This window comes from Streptomyces sp. TRD_SC_5 (genome assembly GCF_056836825.1).
The window spans coordinates 4,607,112-4,632,557 of sequence record NZ_JBWZZS010000001.1 but is presented as its reverse complement, the minus strand read 5'-3'; the positions used below and the strand labels follow the sequence as shown (position 1 = coordinate 4,632,557).

Annotated in this window: 23 protein-coding genes; 6 read left to right on the top strand and 17 right to left on the bottom strand. The window is 70.8% G+C overall.

Going from position 1 to position 25,446, the window contains the following annotated elements:
• Positions 1–86 precede the first annotated feature (86 nt).
• The 5 genes from AC1P0E_RS21365 to AC1P0E_RS21345 are packed head-to-tail and all read left to right on the top strand — an operon-like array spanning position 87 to position 4,349.
• The gene (locus tag AC1P0E_RS21365) at positions 87–572 is read left to right on the top strand and encodes an Lrp/AsnC family transcriptional regulator (RefSeq protein WP_482743735.1); all 486 of its coding nucleotides are present in this window, start codon (positions 87–89) and stop codon (positions 570–572) included.
• Positions 573–594: 22 nt separating this feature from the next.
• Positions 595–1,242: an ABC transporter permease gene (locus AC1P0E_RS21360; protein WP_482743734.1), complete on the top strand. Its 648-nt coding sequence runs from the start codon at positions 595–597 to the stop codon at positions 1,240–1,242.
• On the top strand, positions 1,235–2,476 hold the full coding sequence (locus AC1P0E_RS21355) for a betaine/proline/choline family ABC transporter ATP-binding protein (protein WP_482743733.1): 1,242 nt from the start codon (positions 1,235–1,237) through the stop codon (positions 2,474–2,476). Before AC1P0E_RS21360 ends, AC1P0E_RS21355 begins: the two co-directional genes overlap by 8 nt.
• Positions 2,473–3,348, top strand: a complete 876-nt coding sequence (locus AC1P0E_RS21350; protein WP_482743732.1) for an ABC transporter permease — start codon at positions 2,473–2,475, stop codon at positions 3,346–3,348. Before AC1P0E_RS21355 ends, AC1P0E_RS21350 begins: the two co-directional genes overlap by 4 nt.
• Positions 3,349–3,404: 56 nt before the next feature.
• Positions 3,405–4,349: a glycine betaine ABC transporter substrate-binding protein gene (locus AC1P0E_RS21345; protein WP_482745852.1), complete on the top strand. Its 945-nt coding sequence runs from the start codon at positions 3,405–3,407 to the stop codon at positions 4,347–4,349.
• Between the two features lie 99 nt (positions 4,350–4,448).
• Here the strand turns inward: AC1P0E_RS21345 and AC1P0E_RS21340 are convergent, their stop codons facing one another.
• From AC1P0E_RS21340 to AC1P0E_RS21270, 15 genes are all read right to left on the bottom strand, one after another.
• Positions 4,449–5,240: a S16 family serine protease gene (locus AC1P0E_RS21340; protein WP_482743731.1), complete on the bottom strand. Its 792-nt coding sequence runs from the start codon at positions 5,238–5,240 to the stop codon at positions 4,449–4,451.
• A gap of 100 nt (positions 5,241–5,340) precedes the next feature.
• A complete protein-coding gene (locus AC1P0E_RS21335) occupies positions 5,341–5,982 on the bottom strand; it encodes an IclR family transcriptional regulator (RefSeq protein WP_482743730.1) in 642 nt (213 codons plus the stop codon).
• A gap of 325 nt (positions 5,983–6,307) precedes the next feature.
• Positions 6,308–8,089: a DEAD/DEAH box helicase gene (locus AC1P0E_RS21330; protein ID WP_482743729.1), complete on the bottom strand. Its 1,782-nt coding sequence runs from the start codon at positions 8,087–8,089 to the stop codon at positions 6,308–6,310.
• A 172-nt stretch (positions 8,090–8,261) separates the two neighbouring features.
• Entirely contained in the window at positions 8,262–9,743 is a 1,482-nt protein-coding gene (locus tag AC1P0E_RS21325) for an MFS transporter (protein WP_482743728.1), read from the bottom strand.
• 259 nt (positions 9,744–10,002) lie between these two features.
• Positions 10,003–11,214, bottom strand: a complete 1,212-nt coding sequence (locus AC1P0E_RS21320; protein WP_482743727.1) for a lactonase family protein — start codon at positions 11,212–11,214, stop codon at positions 10,003–10,005.
• A 136-nt stretch (positions 11,215–11,350) separates the two neighbouring features.
• Entirely contained in the window at positions 11,351–11,899 is a 549-nt protein-coding gene (locus AC1P0E_RS21315; RefSeq protein WP_482743726.1) for an AAA family ATPase, read from the bottom strand.
• 110 nt (positions 11,900–12,009) lie between these two features.
• Positions 12,010–14,340, bottom strand: a complete 2,331-nt coding sequence (locus tag AC1P0E_RS21310; protein WP_482743725.1) for a xanthine dehydrogenase family protein molybdopterin-binding subunit — start codon at positions 14,338–14,340, stop codon at positions 12,010–12,012.
• Entirely contained in the window at positions 14,337–15,884 is a 1,548-nt protein-coding gene (locus tag AC1P0E_RS21305) for a (2Fe-2S)-binding protein (RefSeq protein WP_482743724.1), read from the bottom strand. Before AC1P0E_RS21305 ends, AC1P0E_RS21310 begins: the two co-directional genes overlap by 4 nt.
• On the bottom strand, positions 15,881–16,777 hold the full coding sequence (locus AC1P0E_RS21300) for an FAD binding domain-containing protein (protein WP_482743723.1): 897 nt from the start codon (positions 16,775–16,777) through the stop codon (positions 15,881–15,883). Before AC1P0E_RS21300 ends, AC1P0E_RS21305 begins: the two co-directional genes overlap by 4 nt.
• A 290-nt stretch (positions 16,778–17,067) precedes the next feature.
• Positions 17,068–18,741, bottom strand: coding sequence for a beta-N-acetylhexosaminidase (locus AC1P0E_RS21295; RefSeq protein WP_482743722.1), 1,674 nt, complete (start codon positions 18,739–18,741; stop codon positions 17,068–17,070).
• Between the two features lie 4 nt (positions 18,742–18,745).
• Positions 18,746–19,579: a carbohydrate ABC transporter permease gene (locus AC1P0E_RS21290; protein WP_482743721.1), complete on the bottom strand. Its 834-nt coding sequence runs from the start codon at positions 19,577–19,579 to the stop codon at positions 18,746–18,748.
• A complete protein-coding gene (locus AC1P0E_RS21285) occupies positions 19,576–20,469 on the bottom strand; it encodes a carbohydrate ABC transporter permease (protein WP_482743720.1) in 894 nt (297 codons plus the stop codon). Before AC1P0E_RS21285 ends, AC1P0E_RS21290 begins: the two co-directional genes overlap by 4 nt.
• A gap of 5 nt (positions 20,470–20,474) precedes the next feature.
• A complete protein-coding gene (locus AC1P0E_RS21280) occupies positions 20,475–21,779 on the bottom strand; it encodes an extracellular solute-binding protein (RefSeq protein WP_482743719.1) in 1,305 nt (434 codons plus the stop codon).
• A gap of 222 nt (positions 21,780–22,001) precedes the next feature.
• The gene (locus AC1P0E_RS21275) at positions 22,002–22,313 is read right to left on the bottom strand and encodes a DUF3039 domain-containing protein (protein ID WP_482743718.1); all 312 of its coding nucleotides are present in this window, start codon (positions 22,311–22,313) and stop codon (positions 22,002–22,004) included.
• A 29-nt stretch (positions 22,314–22,342) separates the two neighbouring features.
• Positions 22,343–22,903, bottom strand: coding sequence for a YqgE/AlgH family protein (locus AC1P0E_RS21270; protein ID WP_482745851.1), 561 nt, complete (start codon positions 22,901–22,903; stop codon positions 22,343–22,345).
• 253 nt (positions 22,904–23,156) lie between these two features.
• Between AC1P0E_RS21270 and murA the strand changes: the two genes are divergently transcribed.
• Positions 23,157–24,497, top strand: coding sequence for a UDP-N-acetylglucosamine 1-carboxyvinyltransferase (gene murA, locus AC1P0E_RS21265; RefSeq protein WP_215133448.1), 1,341 nt, complete (start codon positions 23,157–23,159; stop codon positions 24,495–24,497).
• 77 nt (positions 24,498–24,574) lie between these two features.
• On the opposite strand, the gene AC1P0E_RS21260 is transcribed toward murA, so the two are convergent.
• Positions 24,575–24,736, bottom strand: coding sequence for a hypothetical protein (locus AC1P0E_RS21260; RefSeq protein ID WP_482743717.1), 162 nt, complete (start codon positions 24,734–24,736; stop codon positions 24,575–24,577).
• 256 nt (positions 24,737–24,992) lie between these two features.
• Positions 24,993–25,274, bottom strand: a complete 282-nt coding sequence (locus AC1P0E_RS21255) for an HU family DNA-binding protein (RefSeq protein ID WP_028815325.1) — start codon at positions 25,272–25,274, stop codon at positions 24,993–24,995.
• Between the last annotated feature and the right edge of the window lie 172 nt (positions 25,275–25,446).

Below are 25,446 nucleotides of genomic sequence, written 5' to 3'. Positions count from 1 at the left end.
TATGCCTACCAACTCGCGAGAATGGCGGTGCGATCTGTACAGGATGACCAGGGTCGGCGCAGCGTCCCGGGAAGCAGGCGAAGCCCATGTCCACAGACGGTATCGACGAACTCGACGGGCGGCTCATCGTGCTGCTCGCGCGCGAGCCGCGCATCGGGGTGCTGGAGGCCTCGCGCCGGCTCGGCGTGGCGCGCGGGACCGTGCAGGCGCGGATGGACCGGCTTCAGTCCAATGGAGTCATCCGCGGATTCGGCCCGGACGTCGATCCGGCCGCGCTCGGCTATCCGGTGACGGCGTTCGCGACGCTGGAGATCAAACAGGGCCAGGGGGCCGACGTGCGGGCGCATCTGGCGACGGTCCCCGAGGTCCTGGAGCTGCACACCACCACCGGCCACGGGGACATGCTCTGCCGCCTGGTCGCCCGCTCGAACGCCGATCTTCAACGTGTGATCGACCGGGTTGTCGGTTTTGATGGCATTGTGCGGGCCTCCACGGCGATCGTCATGGAGAACCCCGTACCCCTGCGGATCATCCCGCTGGTGGAACAGGCCGCGGCGGACGGACCGGGCTGACAAGGGAGTACAAGGAGCACGCGTGAGCTTCTGGGAGTACCTGGGAACCCGGCACCAGCAGCTGCTCACCGACGCCCTCCAGCACATCAGCGCGGTCTTCCAGTGCATGGTGATCGCCACCCTGCTGGGTATCGCCATCGGCGTGCTCACGTACCGCAGCGACTGGGCCGGGAACCTGGCCATCGCGTCCACGGCGACCGTCCTCACGATCCCCTCCCTCGCGCTGATCGGTCTGCTGATCCCGATGGTGGGCCTCGGCGTGCCGCCGACCGTGATCGCCCTGGTGCTGTACGGGCTGCTGCCGATCGTCCGTAACGCGATCGTGGGCCTGCGCGGTGTGGACCCGTCCCTCGTCGACGCGGCCAAGGGCATCGGGATGTCGCGGGCCGCCCGGATGCTGAAGGTGGAGCTACCGCTCGCCTGGCCTCCGATCCTGACCGGCATCCGGGTCTCCACGCAGATGCTGATGGGCATCGCCGCCATCGCCGCGTACGCCTCGGGTCCCGGCCTGGGCAACGAGATCTTCCGCGGTATCGCCTCACTGGGCAGCGCCAACGCGATCAACCAGGTGCTCGCAGGGACGCTCGGCATCGTCGTCCTCGCCCTGCTCTTCGACGCGGCGTACGTACTGGTCGGCCGCCTCACCATCCCGAGGGGGATCCGTGTCTGAGACAGCGCCCCACGCGACCACTTCCGGCGCCACCATCGAGCTGGAGAACCTCTCCAAGCGCTACCCGGGCAACCCGAACCCGGCGGTGGACAACGTCTCCATGGAGATCAGGGCCGGTGAGACGGTGATCCTCGTGGGCCCCTCGGGCTGCGGGAAGTCGACGACCCTGAAGATGATCAACCGGCTGATCGAGCCGTCCTCCGGCCGGATCAGGATCAACGACGAGGACGTCACCGACATGGACCCGGTGAAGCTGCGCCGGAAGATCGGTTACGCGATCCAGTCCTCCGGGCTCTTCCCGCACATGACGGTGGCCGAGAACATCGCGCTCGTACCGAAGATGACCGGCTGGCCGAAGGGCAGGGTGAAGGACCGGGTCGAGGAGATGCTCGACCTGGTGGGCCTCGACCCGCGCGAGTTCCACGGCCGCTATCCGCGCCAGCTGTCGGGCGGCCAGCAGCAGCGGGTGGGGGTGGCGCGGGCGCTCGCCGCCGATCCGCCGGTGCTGCTGATGGACGAGCCGTTCGGGGCCGTCGACCCGATCACCCGGGACCACCTCCAGGACGAACTGATCCGCCTTCAGCACGAGCTGCACAAGACGATCGTCTTCGTGACGCACGACTTCGACGAGGCGATCAAGCTCGGCGACCGGATCGCGGTACTGCGGGAGCGCTCGCACATCGCGCAGTTCGACACCCCGGAGGCGATCCTCACCAATCCGACCGACGACTTCGTGTCGGGTTTCGTCGGGGCCGGGGCGGCCTTGAAGCGGCTCAACCTCACCCGCGTACGGGAGGTGGAGATGGCGGACTTCCCGACGGTGAGCGTGGACGATCCGCTCCAGACGGTCTTCAACCGGCTGCGCGGCGGCCTGCACAACGAATTGCTGATGCTCGACCGGCAGGGCCGGCCGTACAAGTGGCTGCGGCGCGGCGACCTGATGCGGGCCAAGGGCTCCCTGGCGCGGGCCGGGCAGCTCGTACTCGACACCGTCACGCGGGACGCGACGCTGCACGACGCGCTGGAAGCGGTACTCCTCGACTCCGGCGGCCGGGTCCCGGTGACCGGGCGGCGCGGCGAGTACATCGGGGTCGTCGACATGGAGACGCTGATGAATTCCGTGCACGAGATGCTGGAGGCCGACCGGCTGGCCGCCATCGAGCACCAGCACGACCTGGAGGAACTGCGCCACCACCAGACCGAGGTGGATCTGGAGGGCGGTGGCGGCTCGTGAGCGGCGCGCACCGGCGCCCGGCGGGCGAGCACGAGATCCAGGACCATGGCTTCCGCGACGACCTGCGCGGGCACGAGGCGGAGGGGGCTGGGGCGGGGTCGGGGGAAGAGCCGTCGGCGCCGACGAGCGGTCCGAAGCGGAGGTTCACCTGGCGGAAGCTGATGGTGATGCCGGCCGCGCTCGCCGTCGTACTGCTGGTGACGTATCTGTGGATCTCCAACGCCGACCTCGACACGATCGCGGAGAACTCCCTCGCCGGCGGCAATGTCCAGCTGCGGCTGTGGCAGCACGTCAGGCTCACCGCCATCTCCACCTTCTGGGTACTGATCATCGCGATCCCGCTGGGCATCGCCCTGACCCGGCGCGGCCTGAGCCGGGGCGCCCCGGCCGTGACGGTGGTCGCGAACATCGGGCAGGCGACGCCCGCCATCGGCCTGCTGGCGCTGCTGGTCATCTGGCTGGGCATCGGCCCCTCGACCGCGATCATCGGCATGGTGATCTACGCCGTGCTGCCGGTGTTCTCCAACACGGTGGCCGGTCTGCGGGCGATCGACCCGCAGCTGGTGGAGGCCTCGCGCGGCATCGGCATGTCGGCGGCGGGCACGCTGACCAAGGTCGAACTGCCGCTAGCCGTACCGCTGATCCTGGCGGGCGTCCGTACCGCACTCGTCCTCAACGTCGGTACGGCGACCCTGGCCACCTTCGTCGGAGGCGGCGGCCTCGGCGACCTGATCACCTCGGGCATCCAGACCCAGCGGACGGCGGTCCTGATCCTCGGCTCGGTGCTGACGGTGGCGCTGGCGCTGCTGGTGGACTGGCTGGCGTCGCTGGCCGAGCTGGCGCTGAGACCGCGCGGACTGGAGGAGGGGTGAGAGGCGGTGAGCGGCTGATGCGGTACGCGCGTACGGCGCTGGGCGGCGCCCTGGCGATGCTGGTGGTGGCGGCCGGGCTGTCGGGCTGCGGGCTGAAGAGCGGCTCGCCGATGGTCGACGACGTGGTGCCGGGCTCGGTCGGCCGGGGACAGCCCCTCAAGGGCGCCTCCCTGACGGTCACGTCGAAGAACTTCAGCGAGAACATCGTCCTGGGCCACATGATCGGCCTGATCTTCAAGGCGGCGGGCGCGGAGGTCCTCGACCGTACGAACCTGCCGGGATCGATCAGCGGACGCGAGGCGATCAGCAAGGGCGACGCGGACGCCATCTACGAGTACACCGGCACGGCCTGGATCACCTACCAGGGCAACCAGGAGCCGATCGTCGACCCGCAGGAGCAGTGGGAGGCGGTGCGGGACGCGGATGTGAAGAACGGGGTCACCTGGCTGCCGCCGTCGACCCTCAACAACACGTACACGCTGGCGATCAGCAAGCGGAACAATGCGAAGTACAAGCTCAAGACGATGTCGGACGTCGCGGAGCTGTCCCGCAAGGACCCGTCGGCGGTGACGGTCTGCGTGGAGAACGAGTTCGCGTCGCGCGAGGACGGGCTGCCGGGGATGAAGAGGGCGTACGACATGAACATCCCGGCCCGCAACATCAGGAAGATGGACGCCGGGATCATCTACACCCAGGTCTCCGAGTCGGGGTCGTGCCTGCTCGGCGAGGTGTTCACCACCGACGGGCGGATCGACGCCATGGACCTGGACACCGTGACGGACGACAAGCACTTCTTCCCCAACTACAACGCCGCGCCCGCGCTGCACACGGCGACGTACGAGAGGTATCCGGCGATCGCGGGCCTGCTGAACCCCCTGAGCGCCCGGCTGAACACCGAGGTCGCGCGAGAGCTGAACGCGAAGGTGGACGTGGCAGGGCAGGACCCGCACGCGGTGGCGAAGGACTGGCTGGTGAAGGAGGGCTTCATCCGGGAGGGCTAGATCCGGGGCGGAGCAGCAAGGACGTCGTCGTCGCGGCAATGGTGGACGGGACGGCGGCGCTGGCCGTGACGATAGCGGCGGGCGGTCCGGCCGCCGGAATCAGCAGCTCGGGACCTTGCCGGTCTTCTTCTCCAGGGCGACCAGTGACCGCACCGCGTCCTTGAGCGTCGTGACGGGCACCAGCCGCAGGCCGTCGGGCAGCTCGGCCTGGGCCTGCGAGCACTCGTCCTTCGGTACGAGGAAGACCGTCGCCCCGTCTCGCCGGGCCGCCTGCGTCTTGAGCGGTACGCCGCCGACGGGGCCCACGTCTCCGCCCGAGGTGATCGTGCCAGTACCGGCGATGTTGCGGCCGCCGGTGAGGTCGCCGCCCGAGCCGTCGCCGTCCAGTTTGTTCACGATGCCGAGCGAGAAGAGGAGACCGGCGCTGGGGCCGCCGATGTCGGCGAGCTCGAGGTCCACCTTCACCTGCTCCGGTTTCTTGCCGAGGTAGCCGAGCGCCGCGTCGACGGCGGTCTCCTGCGACTGCTCCATCTCCGCGACGTTGTGCTTCTCGATCTCGGCGTCGGTGCCGCCGGTCGGGTAGACCGCCTCCTTGGGGAGCACCGCCCGGTCGGTCTTGAACCACGCGTCGACGACCTGCCCCAGGTCGATGTCGACGGACGGGCCGGTCGCCACGATCGTCGTCATCCGCAGCTGCCCGGTGGTCTCACGGACCGGCGCGCCCGTGATGGTGATCACCGGCTTGCCCTTGTCCTTGCCCAGGACGTTCGCGGTACTACCCGGCTGCGCGAGGACGTACGGCAGCGGCGCGAAGGCGGCCACGACGAGGAGCGCGAGCACGGGGGCCCCGCAAAGAGCGAGGACACGGGGACGGGAGAGACGTGAGAGCACGCCCCCAATCTAGTGGGCGTCCATACCTCCGCCCCGTGCGCCTCTCCCTCGTACGCCTCCCTCGTGCGCCTCCCCCGTGCGCCTCTCTCCCTCGTGCGCCTCACCTCAGCGCGTCGGCCACCTCCCGCGCCGCGTCGACCACGCGCGGCCCGACCCGCTCGGGGATCGAGTCGGCGAGCATGACGACCCCGACGCTGCCCTCCAGCCCGGTTATGCCGACCAGGGGCGCGGCCGCGCCGCTGGCGCCCGCCTCCAGTTCGCCGTGGGTGAGGGTGAAGCCGTCGGCGGCCAGGGCGCCCTGGCGGGCGGCGAGGATGGCCTTGCCGGCCGCGCCGCGGTCGAGGGGGTGACGGAATCCTGTGCGGTACGCCACGTGGTAGTCGGTCCACGTCGGTTCGACGACCGCGACCGCGAGCGCCTCCGCGCCGTCGACCAGTGTCAGGTGCGCCGTGGCCCCTATGTCCTCGGCGAGCGAGCGCAGCGCGGGCAGGGCGGCCTCCCGTACGAGCGGATGGACCTGACGGCCCAGGCGCAGCACGCCGAGACCGACGCGGGCACGTCCGCCCAGGTCGCGGCGTACGAGCGCGTGCTGCTCGAGGGTGGCGAGCAGCCGGTAGACGACGGTGCGGTTCACACCGAGCTTGTTGGACAGCTCGGTGACGGTCAGACCGTGGTCCGTATCGGAAAGCAACTTGAGGACACGAAGTCCCCGGTCGAGCGTCTGGGAGGTTTCCGCGGTCACGACGCCCACTCCTCTGTGGTGAGTGCGGCGGCTCTCTCACGCTGTGCGCCGCCGGTCCCTTCGGCGGTCGCGCGCAGAGGCCGCCGGCAGGCCATGGCACCGGCTGCGCTCCGCGGCGGCTCTGCCACGGGGCGTATGCGTTGCGGGAAAGGTAGCGATCGACTCCGCTCAGCGGAAGACCTCGTCCAGAATCCGGGCGCCGACGGGGAATTGATCCACATTCGCCACCAGATCCTCGCGGTGTCCGCCTTGGAGTTCCCGCCCCCACCAAAAAGCGGGGCCGGGAGACGATCCTCCAGGCCCCGCTCTCACCTCCGGCCGGATGTCACCGCATCCGGGTGGCCCACTCCTGGACCTTCTTGATCCGCTCCTGGAGCTGCCCGGCCGTGGCCTCCGCGCTCGGCGGACCGCCGCAGACGCGGCGCAGCTCGGTGTGGATCACGCCGTGCGGCTTGCCGGTCTGGTGGACGTACGCCCCGACCATCGTGTTCAGCGACTTACGCAGCTCCAGGAGCTGCTTGTGCGTGACGACGGGCCGCGAGTCGGCCGGCTTCTCCAGCAAATCGGCCTCGGCGGCGGGCTTCTGGCGACTGTGCGCGATCTGCCGGGTCTGCCGCTTCTGGAGCAGGAGCTGCACCTGGTCCGGCTCCAGCAGCCCCGGGATTCCGAGGTAGTCCTGCTCCTCTTCACTCCCCGGGTGGGCCTGCATGCCGAACTCGGCGCCGTCGTAGAGCACCCGGTCGAAGACCGCGTCGGACTCGAGAGCTTCGAAGGGCAGCTGCTCCTCGGTCTCCTCGTCCTCCAGCTTCTCGGCGTCGGCGAGGAGCTTGTCCTCCTCCGCGAACGGGTTCTCGTCCTCGCTGCCCTTCTTGGGCTTGTCGAGGACGTGGTCCCGCTCGACCTCCATCTCGTTGGCGAATTCGAGGAGCATCGGGATCGTAGGAACGAACACGGACGCGGTCTCGCCACGCCTGCGCGATCGCACGAAGCGCCCGACGGCCTGGGCGAAGAAGAGCGGCGTGGAGATCGTCGTCGCGTACACGCCGACAGCCAGGCGCGGTACGTCGACGCCTTCGGACACCATGCGGACCGCGACCATCCACCGTGATTCGTCGGCGGCGAACTGGTCGATCTTCTTGGAAGCCGCCTTCTCGTCGGACAGCACGACGGTCGGCCGGTCGCCGGTGATCTTTTTGAGGATCTTGGCGTACTCGCGAGCCGTGTCCTGGTCGGACGCGATGACGAGCCCGCCGGCGTCCGGGATCCCCTTGCGTACTTCGGTCAGCCGGGTGTCGGCGGCCGCGAGCACGTTCGGAATCCACTCCCCCGTCGGCGCGAGCGCCGTGCGCCAGGCCTGCCCGATGGCGTCCCTGGTCATCGGCTCGCCGAGCCGGGCGGCGATCTCGTCACCGGCCTTGGTGCGCCAGCGCATGTTGCCGCTGTAGGAGAGGAAGATGACGGGCCGCACGACACCGTCGGCGAGGGCGTTCCCGTATCCGTAGGTGTAGTCGGCGGAGGACCGGCGGATCCCGTCGTTGCCCTCCTCGTACGCGACGAAGGGGATGGGGTTGGTGTCGGACCGGAACGGCGTACCGGTCAGGGCCAGCCGCCGGGTCGCCGGGTCGAACGCCTCCTGGCAGGCCTCGCCCCAGGACTTCGAGTCACCGGCGTGGTGGATCTCGTCGAGGATCACCAGCGTCTTGCGCTGCTCGCACCGGTTGCGGTGGAGCATCGGACGTACGCCGACACCGGCATACGTGACGGCGACCCCGTGGTACTCCTTGCTCAGCGGTCCGGCGCTGTAGTCCGGATCGAGCTTGATGCCTATCCGGGCCGCGGCCTCCGCCCACTGCTTCTTGAGGTGCTCGGTCGGCGCGACGACCGTGATCTGCTGCACGACGTGGTGGTGCAGCAGCCACGAGGCGAGCGTCAGCGCGAAGGTCGTCTTGCCCGCGCCGGGCGTCGCGACGGCGAGGAAGTCGCGCGGCTGGTCCTGGAGATACCTCTCCAGGGCAGCCTCCTGCCAGGCACGCAGCTTGCTGGCCGTGCCCCACGGGGCGCGGCCGGGGAAGGCGGGTGAGAGGTGGTGGGAGGCGGTAGTAGTCACGGTCTCCGGTTCAGGGGCTCTCGGGGTCACAGGGCGCGTACGACAACCGGGCCACCCTACCGGTGGCCCGGTCCCCTGCCCGTCGGAGCGACGCGATGACCTCGCGGAGTGCGATACGGGTCACACCGCTTCGTGCAGCGCCTTCAGTCTCCGTGCGATGCCGCCGACGGTACTAAGCGCGCCCGTCGCGCAGCCGCGTCGCCACCCACGCCCCCACCAGCGCCACCCCCGCCATCGGCAGGAACACCGCCGCGAAGGCCGCCGGGTGGGAGGCGGAGGCCCCGGACACCACCGGGTGGCCGACCGCGCCGCCGCCCAGGGCCGCGAAGACCGCGCCGCCGATCGCCAGCAGCATGACGTTGGAAAGGCCGTCGGAGATCTGGAGGGCGGCGGAGTTGGCGCCCGCCTCCTTCGGGGCCGACAGCTTGAGCAGGAGCACGCTGGTCGACGCGATGACCGTGCCCATCCCGAAGCAGCCGACGCCCCACGCGACCGCGACCACCCACACCGGCACCGCTGCGATCAGCACGCTGGGAGCGGTCGCGATGGCCACGGCGACCAGCACCATGCCGCCGGACACCATCCGCTCCCGGTACGGCTCCATGCGCGGCCGCGACTGTACGTACGAACCGAACGCCCACGTCGCCCCGCCGACCGCCAGCGACAGCCCCGCCATCGTCGGGGACAGCCCGCGCTGGGTGACCAGCATCAGCGGTACGAAGGACTCCGCCGCGACGAACGACCCCGCCGCGATCCCCCGCAGCAGCACCACCGAAGGCAGCCCGCGCGCCGCGACGTACGTACCGCGCGGCAGCAGCCCGAGCACGGCCGGCACGAGCAGCGCGCCGCCCACCGCCGCCGGGACGAGCGAGAGCCACCCCGCGCCTTGAACAGACGCGGCCTGACCGGCGTACTGGAGCAGCCCCGCCCCCAGCGAGATGCCGAGCGCCAGCCGGATGCGGCGGCGGTCGAACGCCGGGACGGGGGCGCCCGCGTCGGCGGGTCCTGCCGCTGTGCGGCGTATCGCGGGCAGGGCGATGGCGAGCGGGAAGACGACCAGGACGGGGATGCCGACGAAGACCCAGCGCCAGCCGAGGTGCTCGGTGACCGTCCCGGACACGAGTGGGCCGACGACCGACGGGACCACCCAGCTCGCGGCGAACGCGGCCAGGATCGCGGGCTGCAGCCGGGAGGGGTAGGCGCGGCTGACGACGACGTACAGCGCGACGATCACCAGTCCGCCGCCGAGGCCCTGGACGGCCCGGCCGAGGATGAACAGCCACATGGCGTCCGCCGTGCCGGAGAGCAGCAGCCCGGCGCCGAAAGCGCTGATGCCGGTGGCGAGCGGCGCGAGGGGGCCGCGCCGGTCGGCCCACTGCCCGGACAGGACCATGGCGAAGAGGCTGGTGGTGAAGTAGGAGGAGAAGGCGAAGGCGTAGAGGGAGACGCCGTTCAGCTCGCGGGCCGCGACGGGCATAGCCGTACCGACGGCGGTCGCCTCGAAGGCGATCAGCAGGACGACGGCGATGATGCCGGTGCTGAGCGCGCGGTGGGTTTTGCCGAGAACGCCGCTCTGCTCTGCGGGTACGGGTCCGCCGGGTATCTCGTCGGCTTCGGGCGCGACCTCGGCGTCGCGCGGCTCCAGGGCGGTCATTCGCCCAGAGTAAGGGGCGTACTGGCGGATGAGCCCTGTCGCTGGGAGGGCGGGCGCTCGGCCTTTGGTCGTACGACCGGGGGCGGCGTATGAACGCGGTGTGGCAGTCGCCGGTGTGGCAGTCGCGTCGCGGCGCGGGCCGATCCCTTGAGGGCGCGGTGCCCGCCGCCTACGGTCGTGACATCAGCACACGGCCGTGCACCCGAGTGGCTCAGGGACCCGCCTGCGTCGCCGCTCACGGCACCGTTCAGCCCGCCTCCTACACCGGCAGCACGCACACCGGCACCGGCGCCGCGAGCGCCGCGCCCGCCCGCGTGAGCCCGCCCGTCCGCCGGTCCACCCGAAACGCCGCGACCGTGCCCGACTTCTGGTTGGCGGCGAACAGCAGCGCACCGGACGGGTCGAGCACGATGTGCCGGGGGTACGAGCCGCCGGACGGCGTGACGGACAGCGGCCGCAGCGCCGCGCCGCCGCACGCGGTGGCGAAGACCGCGATGCTGTTGTGGCCCCGGTTGGAGACGTACACGAACCGCCCGTCGGGTGAAACCACCACGCCCGCCGGGTAGTTGCGCTCACTGAGCTTGCTGCCGGGCGGCAGGGTCGGTTGGGGAGTGCCGGGGGTCAGGGTCCCGGCGCGCCGGTCGTAGCCGCACACGACCAGCGTGCTGTCCAGCTCGTTGACGACGTACGCATGCCGGCCCGTGGGGTGGAAGGCGAGGTGCCGCGGCCCGGCTCCCGGCTTCATCGTGGCCCGTCCGCGTTCGCGCAGCTTCCCGGTGCGCGGGTCGAGCCGGTAGGTGTGGACGGAGTCGGTCCCCAGATCGACCGCGACGACGTACCGCCCACCGGGATCCGTGACGACCATGTGCGCGTGCGGGCCCTCCTGACGCTCGGGGTCCGGCCCCGACCCGGTGTGCCGTACGACATCGCTCACCTCACCGAGCACACCGCCGCGCCCGATGGGGTGTACGGACACGCTGCCGCCGGTGTAGTTCGCGGTCAGCAGGAACCGCCCGCCGGGATGGACCGAGAGGTGGCAGGGGTCGGCGCCGCCGGTGCCGCGGGCGCGCCCCAGCACCTCGGGCTGCCCCGCCCCGACGCGCACGGCGGTGACGGCACCCTCGGCGCGCTCGTCGACGGCGTACAGCGTGCGGCGATCGGGCGAGAGCGCGAGGTACGAAGGATTCTGTACGCCTGCGAGCACCCCGGTGGAGGTCAGCTGCCCCTCGCGCGGCCGGTAGGAGGCGAGCCCTATGCCGGTGCCGCCGCCCGGCTGCGTGGTGTACGTACCGAGGTACGCGCGCCGCAGCGCCTCCGCGGCCCGCGCGCTCCCGGGCAGCGCCAGCGCGGCGAACCCGGCGCCGGCGGCCAGCGTCCCGAAGCGCCTTCGGCTCAGGTCCGTGCCGACGGCCGTGCTCGTGGCTGTGGGTGTGGGTGTGGGTGTGGCTGTGGTCGTACGCACGTCGCTCATAGAAGCCCTCGCGCTCTCAGGTCGCCCGTCACCATGCCCGTAGCCGTGCGGCAGTCGCGGTCGATGGTGGCCTGGACCAGGCCCCGAGGCAAGGACCCGCGCGCACCCGTCGCTGCGGCGGGCCGGGGGACGGCGCTCAGGAGGACACCCTGCCTTCCTCCAGTCGCGCGAGGATCTCCTCGACCGTCCCGTCCGGCGTCTGCCGGGCGTTGTCCAGCCACAGTCCGATCCGCTCCGTCTCCTCGCGCAGCACCCGGTCCAGTCCCGCCACGGTCCAGCCCGCCCCGTAGCCGGTCTTCGGCCGTCCGGCCTCCCTGCCGGCCACCGCTTCCCGGTCCGGGGTGAGGACGACGACGTACAGGGGGCGGGTGCGTACGAGCCGGACGTACGCCGCCAGCTGCTCGCCCACCACCACGTCCTGCACGACCGCGGTCCAGCCACTGCGCGCGTACTCGTCGGAGACGGAGGCCGACAGGCGGTAGCGCAACTCGAGCTGGGCCAGGGCCTCTTCGCTCGCCTCCGGCAGCATCTCCTCGCGCCCGGAGACGATCATCCGGCGGAAGGCGTCGCCGCGCACGTGGGCGGCGCGCGGCAGGCGCTCGGCGAGCGCCTGCGCGACGGTGGACTTGCCCGAGGCCATGACGCCGGTGATCAGGACGACGGCGGGACCGAGTGCTTCGACCATGAACCGACCCTAGCGGCGGGGCGTTGGGGCGCCACCGGAATTACTTGGGCTGCGTGGTTCACGTGGCTTGCGTGGCCTACCCGGCTTGCGTCCTACCCGGCTCGCGTGGCTTACCCGGCTACGGGCTGGGAAACCGCCGCCTGCGGCCTGATCGGCAGGCGGTTGACCGGGCGGCCCGTCGCCGCGCGGACCGCCGAGGCGATCGCCGCCGGGGACGTGACCACCGGGACCGCGCTGACCGGCTTCGCGCCGAAGGGGGCGACCACGTCGCGCTCCTCCACCAGCTTCACGATGCGGATGTCCGGTGCGTCCAGGGACGTGGGGAGGGCGTAGTGGGTGAGGTCGGGGTGGCGGATCAGGCCCCGGGGCGTGCGGAGGTTCTCCGTCAGGGCCGCGCCCACGCCCTGGGTCACTCCTGCCTCGATGCGGGTCGCCAGCTGGGCCGGGTTCAGGATGCGGCCGACGTCCTGGGCGACCGCCATCTCCACCACCCGGATCGAGCCCAGCTCGATGTCCACGTCCACGATCGCGCGGATCGCGCAGAAGGCCAGGCCCACGAAGGCGTCGCCCTGACCCGTGTCGTCGAGGGCCTCGGTGGGGTGGGGGCGGCACTGGGCCGTGGCCCAGAGCTCCTTGCCGTTCAGCGCTTCCATCACCGTGGTGGACAGGACTCCGTCGTACGACGTGATCTTGCCGTCGGCGATTTGCAGGAGTTCCGTCGACATGCCGAACTTGTGCGCCAGGGGCTGGAGCAGCTGGGTGCGGACCATCTTCGCCGCGCGTTCCACCGCGCCGCCCGACACCCAGGTGTGGCGGCCGTGCGTCGCGGGGCCGGCCGGGGGCTGGTCCGTGTCGACCGAGGCCACGTGGACCTCCTCGACGCCCAGGATCTCCTGGACGATCTGGCGCGCGAGCGTGGAGAAGCCGCCGCCCGTCTCGACCGCCGCGCAGATCACCGTCGCCACGCCGTCGTGGACCTTCACCGTGGCCGTGGAGACCTCGTCCGCGCCCTCCGCACCCAGCATGTGCACCATGCCCACCGCGTAGCCGACTCCGCGGCGTACGGCGCTGGGCTCGCCCGCGCCCTCCGGGCCGCCCGGCAGCAGCCAGTCGTCCTGGGGGGTGTCCTTGGGGAGCGTGGGGAGGGGGTAGTCCCGTACGGAACGGAGCAGTTCGGCCACGGGGGCCGGGCAGGTCACCGTCTGGCCGGTGGGCAGCAGGTCGCCCGTCGCCAGTACGTTGCGCAGGCGCAGCTCCGCCGGGTCCATGCCCAGCTTCGCCGCGAGCTTGTCCATCTGGCCCTCGTACGCCGCGCACACCTGGAGGGCGCCTTCGCCGCGGACGTGGCCCGAGGGGGGGTTGTTCGTACGGACCGCCCAGCCCTCGATGAAGGCGTGCGGGACCACGTACGGGCCGCAGGCGAAGGAGACCGCGGCCGCGAGGGATTCCGAGGAGGCGTCGGCGTACGCGCCCGCGTCCAGGAGGATCTGGGCCTCGACCTTGACCAGTCGGCCCTCGGCGTCCGCGTGGTGGCGGTAGCGCAGGAGGGTCGGGTGGCGGTGGGCGTGGCCGAGGAAGGACTCCTCGCGGGTGGCCGCCAGCTTGACCGGGCAGCCGGTCTTCAGGGCCAGGAGGCCGAGCGGGATCTGGAAGCTGCCGTCCTCACGGTCGCCCGTCGCGCCCGGCACTCCCGTGACGACGACTTTGACGCGCTCCTGCTCCAGGCCGAAGCAGGCGGCTGCGCGGTCGCGGTCCGTGTGCGGGTCGGTGGACGCCGTGTAGATCTCCACGCCGCCGTCGGGGCGCGGGACGGCCAGACCGGCCTCGGCTCCGATGGGGGCCGGGTCCTGGCGGCCGATGCGGTACAGGCCCTCGACGATCACCTCGCCGGCGGCCTCCGGGTCGCCGAAGCTGAGCGGGATGTGGCGGATGAGATTGCCGTCGGGGTGAAGGGGGTCGGCCGCGAAGGCCTGTTCCGGGTCGGTGACCGGGTCGAGGATCTCGTACTCGACCGCGATGGCCGCGGCGGCCAGGCGGGCCGTGTCCGGGTGGTCGGCGGCCACCGCGGCGATCGCCTCGCCGTGGTGGCGGACCAGGTCGGAGGCGAAGACCGGGCGGTCGGGGACGCTGCGGCCGTGCGCGGGGTCGCCCGGCACGTCCTGGTGGGTTACTACGGCCCGTACGCCTGGCATCTGGGATGCGGCGGCCGTGTCGATCGAGACGATGCGCGCGTGGGCGTGCGGGGAGCGGAGGACTGCCGCCCACAGGAGGCCCTCTGCCCAGAGGTCGGCGGCGTACGGGAACGTGCCCTCCGTCTTGGCGCGGGCGTCGGCCGGCGGGAGGGACGCGCCGAGGCCGTGGGCGGGTGCGTCTTGGCGGCGCTCGGGCTGGATGCCGTCGATCGCCGTCGCGCTGGTCGCGGTGGCCGCGTCGTTGCTCACGCCATGCCTCCGTCGTGCGGGTGCTCGTGCGGGGTCTCGTGGGGGTGGGGCTGGTGGACACCGCCCGCGCCGGGGGGTGCCTGGTGCGGGATACGGGCCTCTTCGGACGCGGCGGTCGCTTCGCGTTCGGCGACGACCTCGCGTACCGCTTCCAGGACGCCCCGGTAGCCCGAGCAGCGGCAGAGGTTGCCGCAGAGGGCCTGGCGGGTCTCCAGGTCGGTGGGGGCGTGGTTGCCTTCGAGCAGGTCGTGGACGGTCATCGCCATGCCGGGTACGCAGAAACCGCACTGGACCGCGCCGCAGTTGGCGAGGGCGCGCTGTACGTCGGAGGGGTCGCCGTCGGTGGCGAGGCCCTCGACGGTGCGGACCTCGCTGTCGGCGGTGGTGGCGGCGGGCACCAGGCAGGAGGCGACCAGGCGGCCGTCCACCTGGACGGCGCAGGCGCCGCATTCGCCCTGGGAGCAGCCGTCCTTGGCGCCGGCCAGTCCTAGACGCTCGCGCAGGACGTAGAGGAGGGATTCACCGATCCAGGCGTCGGTTACTGGGCGGTCTGCGCCGTTCACCCGGAGGACGTAGGAGGCGTGGGGGTGTTCGCTGTGGGCGGCTTCGGGGGCGGCGGCGGCGTCTCGGACGTCGCCTTCGGCTCCGCTGTCGGCGGGGGCTTCGGGGTCGGTGCCGCGCCGGGGCGTCTCCTCGGGCGTCGAACGTTCGGGTACTGGGTTTTCGTCGGGGTGGTTGCGTTCGACGCCCTGCGGGGAGCGCCCCTGCACGTCCCCTCCCGGCACCGTGGAGTGCGAGGCGGGGGTGGTGGTCGCGTCCTGGTGGGCGGGGTCGGTGGGCGCGTTCCCTGAAGGGGCCGTCTCGTCCTGCTGCGGGGCGTTGGGAGGCGTCGCGTGGGGTTCGAAGTCTTGCGTCAGCTGGGAGGGCTCGGGGTGGGGGTGTGTCGGCTGAAGTCCCGGGTCGATAGCGTCATGGCCCGGCTCGGCGTCCGGTGCCTGCTGGGCCCACGGAGCTTGGGCTCCGCCGGGCAGCGTCGGGGCCGCTTCGGAGGTGTTCGCCCAGGGGGACGGCGCGCCGCCCGGCAGGGTTGCCGGAGGGTGCGTGGTGCCCCGCTGGGAGGCCAGGGCCGAGGTCGTGAACTCGCCTGATTCGTCCGGGAGGTCGCCCTTCGCCACCGGGATCGTCCACTGGCCCGTGAGTTCCGACGCGAGCGGCGGTGTCGGCTCGGGGGCCGTCTCGAAGCTCCACTGGCCCGTCGTCCCCGTGCCCTGCGCGCTCTCCGGTTCCGGCCAGCGCATCTCGCCCGGTGCGGGCCAGGTCCCGGTCGCTCCCGGGTCGGTCGCCGCCGTACCCGATGCCACCGTGATCTGCGGCGGTACGTAGTCGTGGCCCGGCGCCGCGAGCGGGTCGCCGTAGGCGCCGAAGTCCGTCATCCCTTCGGGCAACTGCACGAACGCCGTGGCCTCCGCGTCGTACTCGCCGCCCTGCGGGATCGGCTGCCAGCCGCCGTGGTTCGGCGTCCCGGGGTTCTCGTTCTCGCTCACGACAGTGCCCTCCCCAGCGCTCGTCGGGCCAGCGCGGCGACGGTGCGCCGCAGGTGCAGTACGGCGGGCGGGAGGGGCGCGGCCTCGGTCCCGTCCGGCGCCGGAGCCGGGTCCGGGATGCAGGCGGCGGCTACGTACTCGCCGAACGCCGCGCACGCCTCCGGCGCCAGCTTGCGGTCCGCGTCCCACTCGATCAGCGAGGCGATCCAGCGCTCCGCCTCCAGGGGCCGCAGCGGCATCGGCGCGATGGCGCCCACCGCGCACCGCACCTCGCGCCGCGCCGGGTCGAGGACCAGGGCGACGGACGCGGTCGCGCGGCCGGGGCCGGTGCGTCCGGTGGCTTTGAAGAAGACCTGGGGCGCGTGCAGCAGCGGTACGCGCACGAAGCCGATCAGCTCGCCCGCGCCCAGCATGTCGCGGCCGGCGAGGAGGTGCGAGACGGGGGTTTCGCGGCGTACGCCGCCCGGTCCCGCGATCACCAGCGTCGCTTCCATCGCCGCCAGTACGGGCAGGGTGTCGCCGGTGGGCGCGGCGGTGACGATGTTGCCGCCGAGCGTTCCGGCGTTACGGATCTGGGGCGGGCCCGCGGCTCGTGCGGCCGCGGCGAGGGCGGGGATGAGCGCCGCGAAGTCGGGGCGGCCCATCCGGGCGTGCGTGAGACCGGCGCCGAGCAGCGCGTTTCCGTCCTGGTACTGCCAGCCCCTGATCTCGCTGATCCGGCCGAGCCCGACCAGGGCGGCGGGCCGCAGTTGCCCGGAGTTCACGGATGCCATCAGGTCCGTGCCGCCCGCGACGGGCACGGCGGCAGGCATGGCGGTGAGTGCCGCCACGGCCTCGTCGAGCGAGGCCGGGAGCGTCACGGACTGCGCCGCCCGCGGTGCGTGCGTGGTCAACCCAGCTGCCCCTTCCCGGTGTCCCGGCTGTCCCGTCTGCTGCGCCGTACGGTACGTGCTCACAGCCCGGACGAGGCAACTCTGGCACATCTTGCGAACCGGCCGACGCGAGGGTCCACTAGGGGCCCCTCGTCCCCGGCCAGGGCATTGGTCCGCTTTCGCACTCTGTGGGCGGTGAGGGCGAATTGCTGGTCTTCAGCGACTGTTGTGCGACTTACGACTTATGCCGAGCCGGGGTCTCTCAACGGTCCCAGGCCCGGCACAGTGCGGTGCTCTCCTTCCCTTCCGGCTCACACGTTTGGGGGCGACCCCTCGATCGGGCGTCCGAGGGTCGCCGGGTTTCCGTCGGGGGCGGGGCGCTTCTGCCACGGCAACGGGCCGGTGGGGGGACGGTAGCCGACGCCTAGTGCGTCAAGTCGTTCGTAGTGCGCCGCCATTCGCGCCTCGAAGCCGGCGAAGTCCCGTTCGGCGGGTGCCGGCAGGTCCGCCCAGGCGACCTCGGCGAACGCGGCGAGGCGGGGGAACGTCTGGTAGTCGACGCGGCTCTGGTTCTCCATCACCTCGGTCCAGACGTTGGCCTGGGTGCCGAGCACGTGCCGCGCCTCTTCGGGCGTGAGCTGCGGGGGTACGGGCTCGAAGCGGTAGACGTCCTCCAGCGTGCGGACGTACCCGATGGGCATCGGCTCGTCCGGGCCGCCGTCCTGCCGGTGGTCCAAGTACACCTGCTGCTGGGGGCACATGACGACGTCGTGACCGGCCTTGGCGGCGGCGATTCCACCGGCGTAACCGCGCCAGGAGGAGACGGCCGCTCCCGGTGCGAGGCCGCCTTCGAGGATTTCGTCCCAGCCGATGAGGCGGCGGCCGCGCTCGGTGAGCCAGGTGTCGAAGTGCCGGATGAACCAGGACTGGAGTTCCTCCTCGTCCGCCAGGTTCAGTTCTTTCATGCGCGCCTGGGCTACCGGGGACTGCTTCCACTGGTCCTTCGGTGCCTCGTCGCCGCCGATGTGGATGAAGGTCGAGGGGAAGAGGTCCAGGACCTCGTCGAAGACGCCCTCGAAGAAGCGGAGGGTGTTGTCAGTGGGGGCGAGTACGTTTTTGTTGATGCCCCAGGTGTCCCAGACGGAGAGGGTGGTCGTGTCGGTGGCGTCGGTGTTGCCCAGTTCCGGGTATGCCGCGATCGCGGCCTGTGAATGGCCCGGGATGTCGATCTCGGGGACGACGGTGATATGCCGTTCGGCGGCGTACGCGACGATCTCGCGGATGTCGTCCTGGGTGTAGTAACCGCCGTGCGGTGTATCGGTCCAGAGGTCCGATGCCCGGTGGCCCCATTTCGTGCGCGTCCGCCACGCGCCGGTTTCTGTCAGTTTCGGGTGGCGCTTGATCTCGATGCGCCAGCCCTGGTCGTCGGTGAGGTGGAAGTGGAACGTGTTGAGTTTGTGGGCTGCCAGGAGGTCCAGATAGCGCAGCACACCGTCCTTGGGCATGAAGTGGCGTGACACGTCCAGCATCAGGCCGCGCCAGGCGAAGCGCGGCTTGTCCTCGATGGCCACCATCGGTACGGACCACTGACGGGTCGGATCGACGGGCGCCCGCCGGAAGGCGTCCGGGCCGAGGAGCTGGCGCAGTGTCTGCGCGCCCCAGAAGACGCCCGCCGAAGCTCCGGCCTCGATGAGGATCAGGTAGCCGTCCACGACCAGGCGGTAGCCCTCCGGGCCGAGGTCCTGCTCGATCTCGGGGTCGATGCGCAGCTCGATGCGGTTGCTGCCGCTGTCGCGTTCGTTGTCGCTGTCGGTGCCGTCCGGCAGCGGCAGCCCGGTGGCGGCGCCGACTGTGGCGCGCAGCCAGCGGGCCACGCCCTCGGTGCCGGGGCGGGCGAAGAGGGCGGTGTCGTGGCCGATGGGGTAGTGACCCTGGGCGGGGGGCGCCCAGGCCGCGGCTCCGGGAGCCGGTACCAGATCGAGCATGGCGTCAGTCCTTAACCGCTCCGCCCAGTCCGGAGACCAGGCGTCGCTGTACGAGTACGAAGAAGACCAGCACCGGGATGGTCATCACCGTCGAGGCTGCCATGATCCCTCCCCAGTCGTTCTCTTCCGGCTTGAAGAAAACCAGCAGTGCCATCGGAAGTGTCGATTGCGAGGTGTCGCTGATGATGAAGGACTTGGCGAAGAGGAAGTCGTTCCAGGTGGAGATGAAAGAGAAGACGCTGGTCGCCACCAGGCCCGGGAAGACCAGGGGGAAAAGGATCTGCCAGAGGAAGCGGGAGCGGCTGGCGCCGTCGATGTACGCCGCTTCCTCCAGCGCCTCGGGAACGGCCTTCACGAAGCCGCGCAGCATCCACACCGCGAAGGGCAGCGAGAAGGCGATGTGCGGCAGGATCAGCGAGCCGAGCGTATTGAGCTGTCCGAAGTCCCTCATGAGGAAGAAGAGAGGGATCGTCAGCGCCTCGATCGGCACCATCTGCGCCACCAGGAACATGATGAGCAGGGTGGTGCGGAACTTGAACCGGAAGCGGGTGACCGCTGTCGCCGCGAGAAAGGCGATCAGTGCGGAGGCGATGACGACAGTCGTCGCCACAAGCAGGCTGTTGAGGAAATAGCGGCCGAATTCCTGCTGTTCGAAGACGCGCCGGAAGGAGTCGAGTGACGGCGAAAGCGTCCATGGCCTCGCTTCCGTCGACTGGATCTCGCCCGCCGGTTTGAACGCGGAAAGCACCATCCAGTAGAGGGGGAAGGCGACGGCCAGTGCGATCAGCAGGGCTGACGCCTCCGCCGCCAGGCGCCAGGGACGGCGTACAAGACTCATAGTTCTTCTCCCTGGCGTCGCAGCAGGCGCAGGTACACGAGGGTGACCGCCAGCAGGATCAGCAGCATGACGACGCCGATCGCCGAGCCCAGGCTGTACTGCGAGGACGCGAAGGCCTTCTGGTAGGCGTAGACATTGAGGACGAGGTTCTGGCCGGCGATGCCGCCGCCGTTGGTCATGACGTAGATCTGGGTGAAGATCTTGAAGTCCCAGATGACCGACTGGATGGTGACCACCACCAGGATCGGCCGCAGCATCGGCGCCATGACCGACCGCCAGATCCGCCACTGGGAAGCTCCGTCGAGGGACGCCGCCTCCAGCACCTCCCCCGGGATCGCCCTGATGCCCGCGTAGACCGTCACCATCACGAACGGGAACGAGCACCACACGACTTCGAGGAGTACGAGCGCGAAGGCGCTGTAGCGCCCGTACGTCCACGAGTGGTCGCCGAGCCCCAGCACCTTGTTGACGGGGCCGAAGTCCGGGTCGAAGAGAAACACCCAGACGGTGGAACCGGTGATCGCCGGAGTGGCCCACGCGCCGAGCGCCGCCATCATCAGCGCGAGCCGGGGAACCGCCCGTATCCGTGTCAGCAGCACGGCGAGCGCGCAGCCGAGCGAGAGCGTGGCGAGGACGCAGGCCGCCGCGAAGACGACGGTCGAGAGGAGCACCTGCCAGAACTGCGGGTCGCCGAAGAGCGTGGCGTAGTTCCCCAGGCCCTTGAAGGTGGTCGGCTCGCCACCGCTGACCTGTGCCTGCGTGTACTCCAGGAAGGAGATCAGGCCGAGCTGGTAGATGGGGTAGACGAGCAGGCCGCCCAGTACGACCAGGGCGGGCGCGAGGTAGAGCCACGGCGTCCATCCGCTGCCGCGCCGTGCGATCGCGTTCATACCGCTCAACGCGCCGCGCCGAACGCCTGGTTCATCTTCTTCGCCGCGTCGCCGGAGGCCGCCGCCACGTCCTTGCGGCCGCTGACGACCTCCTGGAACATCGTCGGCAGGACGAGGGAGGAGTCGATCTGCGCCCAGCCCGGGGAGGCCGGAGCCGCCTTGGCGCCTGCCGTGAGCGTCTTGATGAACGGCTCGATGAACGGCTCCTTGCGCGCCGCCGTCTCGCGTACGTCGGTGTATGTCGGCAGGAAGCCCATCGCTTCGAAGAGCTCTCCTTGCGTCTTCTTCCCGGCCAGCTGCTTCATCAGGTCGACGGCCAGCGTGCGGTGCGAACTGCTTTTAAGTACGCCGAGGTTGTTGCCGCCCGCGAACGCCGGGGCGATCTCCCCCGCCTTGACGCCCGGCAGCGGCACCACCGCGTACTTCCCCTTCACCTTGCCCGCCTCGACGGCGGCATGGCTGAAGTCGCCGCCGATCGCCATGCCTGCCTTGCCGGACGCGAAGGCGGTGACGGTGTCGTTGCCGCCCATCTCGGCGCACTTGGCGGCCGGGCAGTTGTCGTCACCGAAGAGCGAGGTGTACGCCTTGATGCCCTTCCGTGCGGCCGGGCTGTCGATGGCCGAGGTGTACGTTCCGCCGCTCTCCTCGGCGAGTTCACCGCCGTTGGCCCAGATGAAGGGCATCGCGCCGTACGTGTACGCGCCGCCGACCGCGAGCCCGTACATGGCCGGCTTCGCCTTGCGGATCTTCTTCGCGGTGGTGACGAGTTCGGCCTGCGACGTGGGCGGCTTCAGCCCCAGGTCCTTGAAGACGTCGGTGCGGTAGTACAGCGCCCGTACGCCGACGAAGAGCGGTGCGCCGTACACCTTGCCGTCCACGGTCACCGACTGCTCGGCGGCCGGGTCGGTGTCCTCGGCCTCGGCCCAGGACCCGAACTCCTCGGTCACGTCGGCGAGTCCGCCGTCCTTGACGTAGCCGGCGGTGTCGGTGTTTCCGTACTCGATCAGGTCGGGGGCGCTCTTCGGGTCGTTGAAGGCGGCCTTGATCTTCTGGGCGCGGGTCTCGACCGGTATGTACTCGATCTCGACGTCGGCGTCCTCGTGGCGCGCGCGGAAGGCGTCGACGGCGCGGTCCACGACCTTCCGCTTGGGCTCGTTGCTGACCTCCTGGAAGAGCCAGACACGCAGCGTGCCGCTCTTCTCGTCGTTCTTCGCGCTGTTGTCGGAGGTCTGCGGGGCGCAGGCGGTGGCGGTGAGGCCGGCCAGCACAAGGGCGGCCGCCGGTGCGGCAATTCGGGCAGAGAGCTTCATCCGGGACTCCTGTCGAGTCGGCGTTGCACCATACGCAACGTCGGTTTCGCGCTGCACAACAGGCAGGAATCTAGATCGGCCCACCCGAGCCGACAAGAGGTCTGAACCACTCTGAACGAGCTCTCCACCACCTTGTGACCGGCAGGAGCACTCCGTGCAACGCGAACGGACCCCGCGGCGCGCACCGATGCGCACCGCGGGGGCCGGCCCCGTACCTACCGCTTACTTCTTGCCGCTGTTGTCCTTGCCGCCCTTGCCACCCTTGTCCTTGTCGCCGCCCGCGCCCAGAGACTCGAAGATCTCCTTGCACATGGGGCAGACCGGATACTTCTTCGGGTCGCGGCCCGGAACCCAGACCTTGCCGCAGAGCGCGACGACGGGCGTACCGTCGACGGCGCTCGCCATGATCTTGTCCTTCTGGACGTAATGGGCGTACCGCTCGTGGTCTCCGTCGCCGCGCGAGGTCTGCGGCGTCGGCTCGACGAGGGTCCCCGTACCTGCCCCGCGCTCGGGCTCGGGCTCAAGAGTGCTCATGGCGTCCAAGGGTACCCACCCCGGCCCGTTCAGTTGTGGCTCGGATCGTCCGGATACGTCGCGATCATCGCGAGCTTGCTCCGCTGCCTGCGCAGTACCGCCCGCCACAGGCTCTCCGGCTCCGGGGACGACACGTCGCCGGGCTCGGACTCGACGACGTACCAGGCACCGGTCTTCAGTTCCTCCTCCAGCTGGCCGGGTCCCCACCCCGAGTACCCGGCGAAGATCCGCAGCGAGCCGAGCGCCGCCGCGAGGAGTTCCGGCGGGGCCTCCAGGTCGACCAGGCCGATCGCGCCGTGCACGCGGCGCCAGCCGAGGGGGCCCTCGTCGCCGGGGATCACGGCGACACCGAGAGCCGAGTCGAGTGAGACCGGGCCGCCCTGGAAGACGACGTCCGGGTCGCCGGCGAGGCCGGCCCAGGGCAGCAGGATGTCCCGGACCCCCACCGGGGTCGGGCGGTTGAGGACCACGCCGAGCGAGCCCTCGTCGTCGTGGTCGATGAGGAGCACCACCGCGCGGTCGAAATTCGGGTCCGCGAGGGCCGGGCTGGCCACCAGCAGCCGCCCTGTGAGCGAGGACACCTCCGTCATGGCAGACATGATCCCGCACATTCGCCCTCCGGGGGGAGCGGACGGCGGTGTGCAAGGCTGCGCAGCTCAGGGCGCACAGCAGCAACGGGAGCGCGCGCCACCGGAACGTCACCCTCCGCAGAGGCCGCTGTGCGGAGCGTGTTGTGTCTGATTCATGACATACGCGAAGCCCGCTTGGCCTTATGGCACAGGGGTAGTCGCCCCTTACTCTTTTCTCTGGCCACCTGTCCGACAACTCCGGAACGCGAGATCCATGACCGGCACTGAAGATGTACTGCTCGTCCACGGCGGCACCCCGCTCGAGGGCGAGATCCGCGTCCGCGGCGCGAAGAACCTGGTGCCCAAGGCGATGGTCGCCGCGCTCCTCGGCAGCGGACCGAGCCGACTGCGCAACGTGCCCGACATCCGTGACGTGCGCGTCGTACGCGGACTGCTCCAGCTGCACGGCGTGACGGTGCGCCCCGGCGAGGAACCGGGCGAGCTGATCCTCGACCCGTCCCACGTCGAGTCCGCCAACGTCGCCGACATCGACGCGCACGCCGGCTCCTCGCGCATCCCGATCCTGTTCTGCGGCCCGCTGCTGCACCGCCTCGGCCACGCCTTCATCCCGGGTCTGGGCGGCTGCGACATCGGCGGCCGGCCGATCGACTTCCACTTCGAGGTGCTGCGGCAGTTCGGCGCGACGATCGAGAAGCGCGCGGACGGCCAGTACCTGGAAGCTCCGCAGCGGCTGCGCGGCTGCAAGATCCGGCTGCCGTACCCCTCGGTCGGCTCGACGGAGCAGGTGCTGCTGACGGCCGTACTGGCCGAGGGCGTCACCGAACTGTCGAACGCGGCTGTGGAGCCCGAGATCGAGGACCTCATCTGCGTACTGCAGAAGATGGGCGCGATCATCTCCATGGACACCGACCGGACCATCCGGATCACCGGTGTCGACTCGCTCGGCGGCTACAACCACCGCGCGCTCCCGGACCGCCTGGAGGCCGCCTCCTGGGCGTCCGCGGCGCTCGCGACCGAGGGCAACATCTACGTGCGCGGCGCCCAGCAGCGTTCGATGATGACCTTCCTGAACACCTTCCGCCGGGTCGGCGGCGCCTTCGAGATCGACGACGAGGGCATCCGCTTCTGGCACCCGGGCGGCCCGCTCAACGCGATCGCCCTGGAGACCGACGTACACCCCGGTTTCCAGACCGACTGGCAGCAGCCGCTGGTCGTCGCCCTGACGCAGGCCTCGGGCCTGTCCATCGTCCACGAGACGGTGTACGAGTCGCGCCTGGGCTTCACCTCCGCGCTGAACCAGATGGGCGCGCACATCCAGCTCTACCGCGAGTGCCTCGGCGGCTCCGACTGCCGCTTCGGCCAGCGCAACTTCCTGCACTCGGCGGTCGTCAGCGGCCCGACGAAGCTCCAGGGCGCGGATCTGGTCATCCCCGACCTGCGCGGCGGCTTCTCGTACCTGATCGCGGCCCTCGCGGCCCAGGGCACGTCCCGGGTCCACGGCATCGACCTGATCAACCGCGGCTACGAGAACTTCATGGAGAAGCTCGTGGAGCTCGGTGCGAAGGTCGAGCTGCCGGGCGGCGCGCTCGTGTGATGGTCTGACCTACGCCGAAGGGGCGGCCGTCCGGTTCACCGGGTGGCCGCCCCTTTCGCTGTGCGCGTTGTCGGCGCTCAGTCGTCCTGGGACGACACCGACGCGTTCTTCGACGCCTGACCGTCGGCGCCGGATGAGGCCGGTGCCGATCCCATGCTGGCGGCGAGCGTCGCCGTCAGAAGCGCGGCGCCCACCAGAAGGAGGGAGCGGCTCGGTCGGGCCTGGTTCGATACGCGCACGGTAACTCCTGGGTCGCTGAGTCGGCGAAAGCGCGCCTTACCAGTTCCCGGGGGCGTAAACCTCTTGTTGTCGAGAAAACTTCAGCGCCTGGAGGCCGTGAGCGGCCCTCTGCGGGCGTACGGCACCCCTCCCGGCCCCCTGGGGAGGCGGACGGCTCGCAGGGCCTCCACCGGCGGGACAAGCGCGCCGGTACGCCGAAGGGGGCGGCCACCCGGCATATTCCGGGTGGCCGCCCCCTTCGGTGCTGCCTTGGTGTTACTTGCCCTTGGCGGCTTCCTTGAGCTTGGAGCCCGCGGAGACCTTCACGCTGTAGCCGGCCGGGATCTGGATCGGGTCGCCGGTCTGCGGGTTACGAGCGGTGCGAGCGGCACGGTGAGTGCGCTCGAAGGTCAGGAAGCCGGGGATGGTGACCTTCTCGTCGCCCTTGGCGACAATCTCGCCGACGGTCTCGGCGAGAGCGGCCAGCACGGCGTCGGCGTCCTTGCGGGTCACGTCGGCGCGGTCGGCCAGGGCGGCCACCAGCTCACTGCGGTTCATGTTTGTACTCCCGTGTTCTTCTTGCCTGTAAGGCGTGAGATCGAAGCCGATGCTGCCAGGGCCCTCGGACAGTCCCCGGACCCGGGTCTGTCGTCAGACCCTCGCGCCCAAATACGCATCCTGCCCCCACCAGCGGCGGGAAAGCCAATCCGGCACCCTCCGGAGTCACACG